At 59.5% G+C, this 10,318-nt stretch carries 9 protein-coding genes and 1 pseudogene; 9 read left to right on the top strand and 1 reads right to left on the bottom strand.

Translation table 11 applies throughout. From position 1 onward, the window contains the following. Nucleotides 1–129: 129 nt before the first annotated feature. The 4 genes and pseudogenes from DN412_RS41045 to dctA all read left to right on the top strand — a co-directional run. Nucleotides 130–570 (top strand): annotated as a pseudogene (locus DN412_RS41045) (HTD2 family dehydratase); the annotation flags it as partial. A gap of 21 nt (nt 571–591) precedes the next feature. Then, entirely contained in the window at nt 592–1,782 is a 1,191-nt protein-coding gene (locus DN412_RS41040) for a CaiB/BaiF CoA transferase family protein (RefSeq protein ID WP_115216748.1), read from the top strand. Between the two features lie 53 nt (nt 1,783–1,835). Continuing rightward, nucleotides 1,836–3,182, top strand: coding sequence for a class-II fumarase/aspartase family protein (locus tag DN412_RS41035; protein WP_115216747.1), 1,347 nt, complete (start codon nt 1,836–1,838; stop codon nt 3,180–3,182). A 69-nt stretch (nt 3,183–3,251) separates the two neighbouring features. After that, entirely contained in the window at nt 3,252–4,580 is a 1,329-nt protein-coding gene (gene dctA / locus DN412_RS41030) for a C4-dicarboxylate transporter DctA (protein WP_115216746.1), read from the top strand. A 20-nt stretch (nt 4,581–4,600) separates the two neighbouring features. Here dctA and DN412_RS41025 read toward each other — a convergent pair whose 3' ends face one another. Then, nucleotides 4,601–5,524, bottom strand: coding sequence for a LysR family transcriptional regulator (locus DN412_RS41025; protein WP_115216745.1), 924 nt, complete (start codon nt 5,522–5,524; stop codon nt 4,601–4,603). A gap of 145 nt (nt 5,525–5,669) precedes the next feature. On the opposite strand from DN412_RS41025, the gene DN412_RS41020 reads away from it, so the two are divergent. From DN412_RS41020 to DN412_RS41005, 5 genes are all read left to right on the top strand, one after another. Then, nucleotides 5,670–6,641 carry a Bug family tripartite tricarboxylate transporter substrate binding protein gene (locus DN412_RS41020; protein ID WP_115216744.1) on the top strand — a complete coding sequence of 324 codons (972 nt, stop codon included), beginning with the start codon at nt 5,670–5,672 and terminating at the stop codon, nt 6,639–6,641. Nucleotide 6,642: 1 nt separating this feature from the next. Further along, a complete protein-coding gene (locus tag DN412_RS41015) occupies nt 6,643–8,679 on the top strand; it encodes a 4-oxalomesaconate tautomerase (protein ID WP_115216743.1) in 2,037 nt (678 codons plus the stop codon). A gap of 276 nt (nt 8,680–8,955) precedes the next feature. Beyond that, nucleotides 8,956–9,156 carry a hypothetical protein gene (locus DN412_RS41010; RefSeq protein WP_115216742.1) on the top strand — a complete coding sequence of 67 codons (201 nt, stop codon included), beginning with the start codon at nt 8,956–8,958 and terminating at the stop codon, nt 9,154–9,156. Between the two features lie 69 nt (nt 9,157–9,225). Next, nucleotides 9,226–9,351, top strand: a complete 126-nt coding sequence (locus tag DN412_RS45320) for a hypothetical protein (protein ID WP_279635308.1) — start codon at nt 9,226–9,228, stop codon at nt 9,349–9,351. 11 nt (nt 9,352–9,362) lie between these two features. After that, nucleotides 9,363–10,205, top strand: a complete 843-nt coding sequence (locus DN412_RS41005) for an HpcH/HpaI aldolase/citrate lyase family protein (protein WP_115216741.1) — start codon at nt 9,363–9,365, stop codon at nt 10,203–10,205. The last annotated feature ends 113 nt before the right edge of the window (nt 10,206–10,318 follow it).

Here is a 10,318-nt window from a genome sequence, read left to right as displayed (position 1 = left end):
GGACCGAAGGCGCCCAAGAAGAAGGGCTATGTTGCCGGATGCGTGGCACGACGGCATGTATCTACCGCCCGTGTCATCAAGGCTGGACGTGTCGTTTGATCACCTTGAAAGGGGTGGCTCTTAGAGCCCTCGCTCGTGGAGTTTCATGACATCGTCTATCGCGAGGCACAGCAATCGGGTGACATTGCCGCCACACCTCAAGCGGCGCCTTCTGAAGCGGCCTGGCGGCGCCAAATCGTGCCGGACGATGTACTGCTGTTCCGCTATTCGGCGCTGACATTCAATGGCCACCGCATTCACTATGACCGCCGCTATGTGACGGAAGTAGAAGGATACCCAGGCCTCATCGTACACGGACCGCTTATCGCCACGCTGTTGCTGGACCTGCTTCGGCGCGAGCTCCCGCAAGCTGACGTGGTGAGCTTCCGCTTTCGCGCAGTGCGTCCAACATTCGACCTGCAACCCTTCCACGTCAATGGGCAGCCTCAGGCTGATGGCAAGACCATTCATCTTTGGGCGTCGGACCATGAAGGATGGCTGACCATGGACGCCACTGCCGTCTTGCGCTGATTTGCCTCCCGGATTCTCACGATGCAACCACTTAAAGACATCACCGTCGTTACGTTTGAACATGCTATCGCGGCGCCGTTCGCGACCCGTCAGCTAGCCGATCTAGGCGCCCGTGTCATCAAAATCGAAAGGCCGGGCGTGGGCGACTTCGCTCGCGGATACGACGAACGGGTGCGCGGCTTGGCGTCGCATTTCGTTTGGACCAATCGTTCGAAGGAGAGCTTGACGCTGGACGTCAAGCATCCGGCGGCTGCTGGCGTGCTCGAGCGTCTCATCATGAATAAGGCGGACGTCGTGGTGCAGAATCTCGCGCCCGGGGCGGCCGCCCGCTTGGGACTGGGCTGTGAGAGGCTCTCCGCAGTCAAGCCGGAATTGATTGTTTGCGACATTTCCGGCTACGGCGATGACCCGGTCAATCCAGGCCCCTATCGGGACAAGAAGGCCTATGATCTCCTGATCCAAAGCGAGGCCGGCTTCGTCTCGGTGACAGGGACCCCCGAGGAACCCTGCAAGGCTGGACCGTCCATCGCCGATATTGCCGCAGGCATGTATGCCTACACCAATATCCTGGCCGCGCTGCTCCAGCGCGCTCAGACCGGGCGCGGTCAGCGGATCGATATCTCGATGCTTGAATCGCTGGCGGAGTGGACAAGCTACCCGCTTTACTACGCATTCGACGGCGCGGAGCCGCCGCCGCGCACTGGCGCAAGTCACGCCACTATCTATCCGTATGGTCCTTTCCCTGCAGGCGACGGCGTCACGGTGATGCTGGGTCTGCAGAACGAACGGGAGTGGGCGAGCTTCTGCCTGAAAGTGCTGCAGCAGCCCGAACTTGTCGAGGATCCGCGCTTTACCTCCAACTCGAAGCGGGTGGCTGCGCGCACAGCCTTGCGGCAGATTATCGTGGACGCCTTCGCTTCCCTGACCGGCGCGCAGGTGGTGGAGCGGCTGGAAATCGCGCAGATCGCCAATGCCCGTGTCAACGATATGAACGGGGTCTGGGAACATCCGCAACTCAAAGCGCGGTGTCGCTGGACTGAGGTTGGGTCGCCGCAGGGCACGCTGCCTGCCTTGTTGCCGCCTGGCACCTGGAACGAAGGGCCGCGTATGGACCCGATCCCTGCCCTTGGTCAACACACCGACTCCATTCTTGCGGAGCTCGGATACGCCTCCCACGAGATTACGGCACTGCGTTCGGACAATGCGGTGTGAATCCGACTCCATCCGTCGACTCGTTCGACAAGATCAAGCAGAGGTAGAACATTATGGCTTCCACAATTATTGACTCGCGCATCTTTGGCGACATGTTCAGTGATGCGCGCATGCGCGAGGTGTGGTCGGACGAGAACCGGACCGCCAAGTACCTTGACATCGAACGCGCCCTGGCAAAGGTGCAGGGCGAACTCGGTTTCATCCCGAAAGAGGCCGCCGACGAAATCGTGCGCAACTGCGAACTCTCGCAGATCGACTGGGTAAAGCTCAAAGCCAAAACCGAGCAAATCGGCTATCCAATCATCGCGGTGGTCAACCAGATTAACCAGAACTGCCGAGACGGCCTCGGCGAGTTCTGTCACTGGGGAGCCACGACCCAGGACATCACTGACACTGCGGCTGTGCTGCAAATGCGTGAGGGTCTCGCACTGATCGAGGCGGATCTGGACGACATTGCGGGGGCACTCGCTAAGCTAGCGAAGACATATCGGGACACCCCAGTCATCGGCCGTTCTAACTTGCAGCAAGCCACGCCGATTACGTTCGGCTACAAGATGGCCAGCATCCTGGCTGGCATTGACCGTCACCGCGAGCGGTTGCAGCAGCTTAAGCCGCGTGTACTGATGGGAGAGTTCGGCGGCGCCTCCGGTACGCTTTCTTCTTTGCAGACGGGCGCTATGGAGACGCAAGCCGCGCTGATGAAGGAGTTGGGTTTGGCGCAGCCACTCATCTCCTGGCATACGGTACGCGACACCGTAGCCGAGGTTGGCGCCTTCCTGGGTCTCGTCGGTGGATCGCTTGGCAAGATTGCCATGGATGTCAAGCTGATGATGCAGACGGAGGTGGCGGAGGTGTTCGAACCATTCGCGCCCGGGCGCGGCTCCTCGTCTACCATGCCGCAGAAGCGCAACCCGATTTCGTGCCTATACATCCACGCGAACATTTCAGTGGCGCGACAGCACGCAGCGGCTCTGATGGATGCGATGGTCGCCGACCATGAGCGCTCTACCGGGCCATGGGAGATTGAATGGGTGTCGTTGCCCGAGATCTTCTGCCTGATCTCCGGCGCATTGAAACAGGCCAAATTTGTCCTGCAAGGGCTTGAAGTAGACGCCGACCGCATGCGCGCCAACATCGATATGACCAACGGGCTTGTGATGTCCGAAGCGGTGATGATGGGGTTGGGCCCGTACATCGGCCGGGAATATGCGCATGACCTGGTCTATGACCTATGCCGCAAGGCCATCGACGAAAACCGACCATTGATCGACATACTCGCGGCTCACCCGGAAATCAGCGGACATGTCACACGATCTCAACTTGAGGCGATGTGCGACCCCGCCAATAACTTGGGGCAGGCTGGCGTGATGGTCGACCGCGTGCTTGCAAGCCGGCGTTGAAAGCTCAACCCGCTTGGCGAAAATTCCGGCCATTCTGATGTCGGTCGAATAATATAAGGAGACACCGTTGTGAAACTACGGAGCCCATTCAAGCACTTATACGTCCAGGTGATCATCGGATTGATGCTCGGCATCACTGTCGGGCACTACTGGCCGGATATCGGTGCATCCCTCAAACCGCTCGGCGATGGGTTCGTCAAGCTGGTCAAGATGATGATCGCGCCGGTCGTGTTCTGTACGATAGTGACCGGCATTACGTCGCTTAGCGATACCAAGGAGATTGGAAAGACTCTGCTGAAGTCGATGGGGTTATTTTATGTACTGACCATCATTGCCTTGCTAACCGGTCTCGTCACGGTATTTCTGATGCAGCCCGGCGCAGGTATGCACATCGACCCGAAGCAGCTCGATGCGAGTGTTGCGGCGCGCTTTGCCAACGACATCCATATCCACGGCTTTGCCGACTTTGCCTTGCACATCATCCCTAATGCGTTCGTCGGGGCGTTCGCGCAAGGTGAGGTCCTGCCCGTCCTGTTGCTCGCGGTGTTGTGCGGTTTCGGGCTGTCGCGCATTGGGTCCGCGGCTCGTCCCGTACTGGACACCATCGATGGCTTTTCCCACATGCTTTTCGCCGTCTTTGGCGTCATCATGCGGGTGGCACCCATCGGGGCTTTCGGGGCGATGGCTTTCACGGTCGGACGCTATGGAATCAAGTCGATTGGTTCTTTGGGGCTCCTCATTGGGACTTTCTATGTTGCCTGTTCCTTCTTCGTCGTAGTGGTACTCGGTCTCCTGTGTCGCCTGCATGGGTTCCGACTTTGGCAGTTGCTGCGTTATATCAAGGAAGAACTGCTTGTCGTCCTGGGTACATCGTCAAGCGAGCCGGTGCTGCCTCGGTTGTTGTTGAAACTCGAGCGCTTGGGCTGCAAGAAGGGCGTCGTCGGGTTGGTACTTCCGACAGGGTACTCCTTCAACCTGGACGGCACTGCTATCTATCTGACGCTTGCGTCGATGTTTATTGCCCAGGCGTGCGACATCCACCTGACCTGGCATCAGATTGCTGCCATGCTCGGCATCATGTTGTTGACCTCAAAGGGCGCAGCGGGGGTAACCGGGAGCGGATTCGTGGCACTGGTCGCTACGCTGACCGTCATGCCGGACCTTCCCGTTGCCGGCGTCGCGCTTATCGTGGGCATTGACCGCTTCATGTCCGAGGCTCGCGCCCTGACGAGTACGATTAGTAACGTCGTCGCCTGTATCGTGGTTTCGATGTGGGAGAAAGCTTGCGATCGTGACGTACTGACGCGCGAGTTGTCATCGAACTACCCATTCACGGAGGAAAAACTGGAGGCGGGCGATACGCCGTCCGTGGTCATGGCCGGTCCGTCGCCGCGCTGAATTATTGCGGCCGCTCGTAACTATGCGCGGCGGCTCCCGCGCTTGCCCCGAGTTGACTTCATTTCGCTGAGGAAATCATAGAGTTGTTGTGCCGCGGGCGGCAACGAACGCCCCTTGCGACGAATGAGTCCAATATTGCGCGTAATGACGGGATCGGTTAGCGGAACGCTTACGAGTAGCGGATGGTCCGGACCAGGCATGGCAATCGAAGGCACAGCCGCAACGCCGAGCCCAGCTTCGACTAGTCCCAGCGTAGTTGTGACGTGCTGGGTCTCATAGATACTGTATGGGAGGCCGGATACGTTGGCTAGCGCTTGGTCTAACAGTAGCCGGTTGCCGGATGCTTTGCTCACGGAAATATAGTCATACTCGGCCAAGTCTGCCCATTTGACGCGCCGATGCTTCGCGAGTGGATGGTCGCGCCGGCATGCCGCCACGAATCTCTCTTCAAGAAGGGGGCGAAACTCGATTTCCGGCTCTTGGTTGCCCACGAAATTGAGTCCGAAGTCCGCTTCACCGCACGATACCGCGGACAAGACCTCGTTTGCGCTGGCGTCAAGTAGCTTGACCCGAATCTTCGGATAGCGCTCGTGATAGCGCGAGATGACCTGCGACAAAAAGTAATAGACCGTTGAAGGCACGCAGGCGATAGTCACTTCCCCCATGCGCGTGGTCGTTACCCCTCGTATGCCAAGCAGTGTCTGGTCCAGGTCATCCAGAATCTGTTGTAGCTTGCGGTCGAACTCCCGCCCCACCGATGTAAGACTAACGCGTCGCGTGGTGCGATCCAGCAAGCGGACACCCAGTGCTTCTTCCAGCTTTTCGATTCGGCGACTGAACGCCGGCTGCGAAATATGCAGTGCCTCGGCCGCCTTCCGAAAGTTGTTCAACTCGGCAACTGCACGGAATGCCTGTAAGTCGTTGAGGTTGAAATTGATGGTCATCGGTGTGCCTTGCGTCGTCGTCACTGATCCATAGTGTGCATCAACCGTTCGCAATTATGCAATTCCATAGATATCAGAAAAGTATGACGATACGTTTGCGGGCGGAGAGGCCCTAGATCGAACGATATCCAATGGGAGCAGACAGATGCGGTTTACCCAACGACTTTTCCTCGGCAGTCTCGCCGTCGCGGCCGCCATGGCCAGCCCCGGTGCCTGGAGCGCCTTCCCGGACAAGCGAATCACGTTGGTCGTGCCCACTGCCGCAGGAGGTGCCAACGACGCCATTGCACGTGTGGTTGCGCAAGCGATGTCGTCAATTCTCAAGCAGACCGTTGTGGTCGACAACAAGGCCGGCGCCAACGGCGCAATTGCCAGCGAGTTCGTCATGCGAGCCCCGCCCGACGGTTACACGCTCCTGCTTGGATACGTCGCCACCCATGCGATGAATCCTGCACTGCAGCGCCTGCGCTATGACCCCATTAAGGACTTCGTGCCGGTCGGCATGGTCGGGTCGTCGGCGACGGTGATGGTCCTCAATCCCGGGGTGAAGGCGAACGATGCGAAGGCCGTCGTGGCTCTGCTGAAGGCGACGCCAAGCAAGGTCAGCTACGCATCCGCTGGCAATGGGACCGCCCCACACTTTGCTGCCGAGATGTTCAAGCTCTCCACGGGCACCGACATGCTTCATGTCCCGTATAAGGGGTCTGCACCTGCGATCAACGACACCATAGCAGGCCAGACACAAGTGATGTTTCCAAGCCTTTTTACGGCCATTCCTTATGTAAAGGGTGGCAAGCTTAAGGTAGTTGGCGTCGCGGGCAGCAAGCGTTCTGCATTGATGCCGAACGTCCCCACACTAAAAGAACAGGGCATTAATGATGTCGACGTTTCGCAGTGGTATGGGATCTTCGCGCCTGCCAATACCCCAATGCCGATCGTAGAAGCGTTAAACAAGGCTCTCAACCAAGCGCTGGCGGAGAAAAGCGTTGTTCAACGTCTGGAAGGCCAGGGCGCGGAGGTCGCGACGATGACGCCGAGTCAAATGCAAGTTTTTATGCAACAGGAGCAAGTGAAATGGAAGGCGGTTGTGCAGGCGGCGAAGTTGAAGGCGGACTGAGATGAGTAAAACTATTCCCTGTGTCCTGATGCGCGCCGGCACCTCTCGCGGACCATTTTTCCTGCGCGAATGGCTACCGGAAAGCGATGAGGAGCGTGACCAAGCGTTGATTGGCGCTATCGGTGCATCGGACCCCTTGCAACTTGACGGCGTTGGGGGCGGCAGCACGCTTAACAGCAAGGTGGCCATTGTGTCACGGTCCACGCAGCCCGATTGTGACTTGGACTATCTTTTTGTACAGGTGGGAGTCGGGAATTGCTCGGTGGATACACGCCCCAACTGCGGCAACATGCTGTCAGGGGTCGCGCCTTTTGCCATCGAGCAGGGTCTCGTCCAGGTCGAGCGCGACACGACGCGGGTACGCGTGCATAACGTCAATACTGGCGCTCGAATTGACGTGACCGTACGTACGCCGGATGGCCGGATAACCTATGACGGTGACACCCGCATCGACGGCGTCGCTGGAACCGGCGCTCCGATCTTGCTTGATTTTCTGGATGCCTGGGGTGCCGTGACAGGTCAAGTATTCCCAACGGGAAACCGCATCGATGTGATCGACGGCGTCGAGGTGACTTGCATCGATGCGGCCATGCCGCTGATGATTGTCCGGGCATGCGACTTGGGCGTCAGCGGCCGTGAAGCACCGGCCACGCTTGACAATGATGCAGCATTGCTGGCGCGCCTGGAGGCGCTCCGATTGCAAGCCGGCCTGCTGATGGGTCTCGGTGATGTGTCTGACAGCGTCATTCCGAAGCCAGTATTGGTTAGCCCGGGCGACTCGCGGGATAGCATCACATCGCGCTACTTCACTCCGCGCAAGTGCCATGCTTCTCATGCCGTTACGGGAGCTATCGGCGTGGCCAGCGCCTTCGCATTGTCGGGTACCGTCGCGAGCCGAAACGAGAGGCACTCTGGCCGACATGCCCTCGTGGTGCTTCATCCTGCTGGCCGGATCGAAGTTGAAGTGGAACTGGAGGGCGAGGGGGATGCCAAAAAAGTGACTCGTGCAGCTCTTGTTCGAACGGCCCGAAAAATCATGGCTGGTGAACTCCATCTGCCCGACTACGTTTTCTCACGGCCGGAGCCAATGGCAAAGCCTTCGATGGGATCGCGAGCGAAGCCTTTGCAAATCATCCTTCCTACACGCGCAGGCGGTGGCAATGACGCTGTGGCTCACCTCATCGGCCCCCGCATCGGGCGGCTGCTGGGGCAAGAGGTCGTCATCGATAACCGGGCCGGTGCGAACGGAGGAATAGCCTGCGAGTATGTTGCGCGGGCGGTCCCCGATGGACATACGTTGCTCCTTGGCTACGTGGGAACACATGCGATGAATCCCGCTCTTCAGAAGGTTGGGTACGATCCCCTCCGCAGCTTTGCGCCGATAGGTCTCATTGGGTCTTCTCCGATATTGTTGGTGGCAAATCCGTCGAACGTGCCGGCTGACTTGGAGGCTCTGATCGCCCGCTTGAAACAAGAGCCACGTGGCCTGCGCTATGCGTCCGCAGGCGACGGCACACCGCCTCATTTCGGTGCGGAACTCTTCCAGCTTGCCACTGGCACATCGATGCGCTCTCTCACCTTTGACGGCGCTGCGCCGGCAATTGCGTCGACCATTGAAGGGCGCACACAGGTGATGTTTTCTAGCCTGCTCACTGCGTATCGGCCGCTACGGGCCGGGCGCCTTCATGCACTCTCGGTTGCCGGTCCACAACGCCTCTCATGTTTGCCGGATGTTCCTACGCTAGCTGAAGCGGGGATTTCTAGCGTGCAATTGACACAGTGGTACGCGCTGTTCGCGCCTGGTGGCACTCCCTCCGCTAAGGTGGAGGAACTAAATCAGGTCTTGAACGAAGTTTTGCGAGACCCGGACGTCATTGCAGGTTTTGAAAGTTATGGCGCGACGGCGGAGCCGAGCAGTCCGGAGGCGCTGATGGCAAAAGTAGAGTCCGAGCTGACGCGATGGCGGCGCGTCGTTACGGAGTCAAGGCTGGCGCCAGCACTTCCCGCTCCACATTCCCAATTAGCCGACTCGTGTTAACTGCGCTGTGATGAGCCGGCCAAGGACTACCTACAGTCTTGCAACTGCATATCAGCCGGGTTCCGTGTCGGCTCGAAGGAAGTCGGCAATGATTTCGGCAGACCTGCGAGAGTTGATGAAGGGATTCCGACCAGGCTCCCGCATTACCGGGCGGAGGCTTGCACTGACTCGGTCGTCGCAATATGGGCATGGTGGCGAATCCGACGTTTAAGCCGATGTCGGCGGCAAATTGAAATCCGCTTTAAACCGTCTACGGATTCAGTAATAGGAGAAATCATGACCATAGTCGAAGCTCACTTGGGCAGCGAAAAGAGGCCGGAGCTGGTATCCCGGCCTTGCTACGCCGTCGCACCGGTTGCGGTTAAGGACCCCGATCCAATGGCCATTTCTTGGATACGGACACCGACCGAGGTGCTGATGGAGAATTTGAATGACCGGCAAGACGTGACCGATATTGCGTTCTTGGGATACAACTAGCCCTTCTCGACGATGGCGAGCTCCGAACGGTACGCCGCCGCTTCCGTGGCAAGCCATAGTCTTCATTTCTTGCATCAGGTCGACTGCCGCCGCAGTTCGCCGTGCTACGCGGCGCTGATCCACGGCGCCTCGTCGCACGTGGTTGAGCAGGACGACGTGCACAAGGACTCCGTGTTCCACCTTGCCGCCCGCTGAAAGGCACCGCCATGAACATCGCCACCACCTATCTCTTCGTGCCGGGCAACCGGCACGAGCGCTTCGACAAGGCCGTTGCCGCCGGCGCAGACGTGACAATCTTCGACCTGGAGGATGCAGTCCACCCCGACGACAAGGACGCCGCACGCGTGGCAATCGCCTCGTGGCTCGCGGCGAGGCAGCTTTCAGGGCAGGCGGCGAATGTCCTTGTCCGGATCAATGACGCCGCCTCGCCTTATTTCAGTGCCGACCTGGAGTGGCTCGCCAACCTGCCAGCCGGCACGCCGCTGGCCGGGCTAATGGTTCCCAAGGCCGAACAGCCGGCGTCTTTGGGCGGCATCGCCGAGGCGTTGCGCAGGGTCAATCCGAACGGCGCATTGTTGGCGATCATCGAGAGCGCCATAGGGGTGCAACAGGCCGACGCCATCGCCACGGCGCCCGGCGTGGCGCGGCTGGCGTTCGGCTCCATCGACTACGCCGTCGACCTCGGCTGCGAGCACACCCGTGACGCACTGGCCTACGCACGCAGCCGCCTCGTGCTGGCCTCGCGCGTCGCCCGTCTGCCGCCGCCCGTCGACGGCGTGACCACCGCGCTGGCGGAGGAGACCGTTCTGGCTGACGACGTCGCCTACGCCCGGGAACTCGGCTTCGCCGGTAAGCTGTGTATCCACCCGTCGCAGGTGGCCGGCGTGCAAGCGGGCTTCCGTCCGACGGCGCAACAGGCCGATTGGGCCCGGCGCGTGATCGAGGCCACCTCGTCCGGCAGCCATGCCGTGCAGGTCGACGGCAAGATGGTCGACAGGCCCGTCATCGAGCAGGCGAAGCGCATCCTGGCTCTGTCTGGCAACTATTGAGATTTACAAAAAACATGACAACGGATTCAGGGCTGGCGCGTTTCATCTCTAACGGGTTGATTGGAGATACGCGCCGTGTCGAAGAAGCCGTTAGACGATGCAACGAAGAAGCG

Source organism: Cupriavidus lacunae, assembly GCF_003353055.1.
In the GTDB taxonomy this organism is placed as follows: Bacteria; Pseudomonadota; Gammaproteobacteria; order Burkholderiales; family Burkholderiaceae; genus Cupriavidus; species Cupriavidus lacunae.
This window is presented reverse-complemented; position numbering and strand designations above follow the sequence as displayed.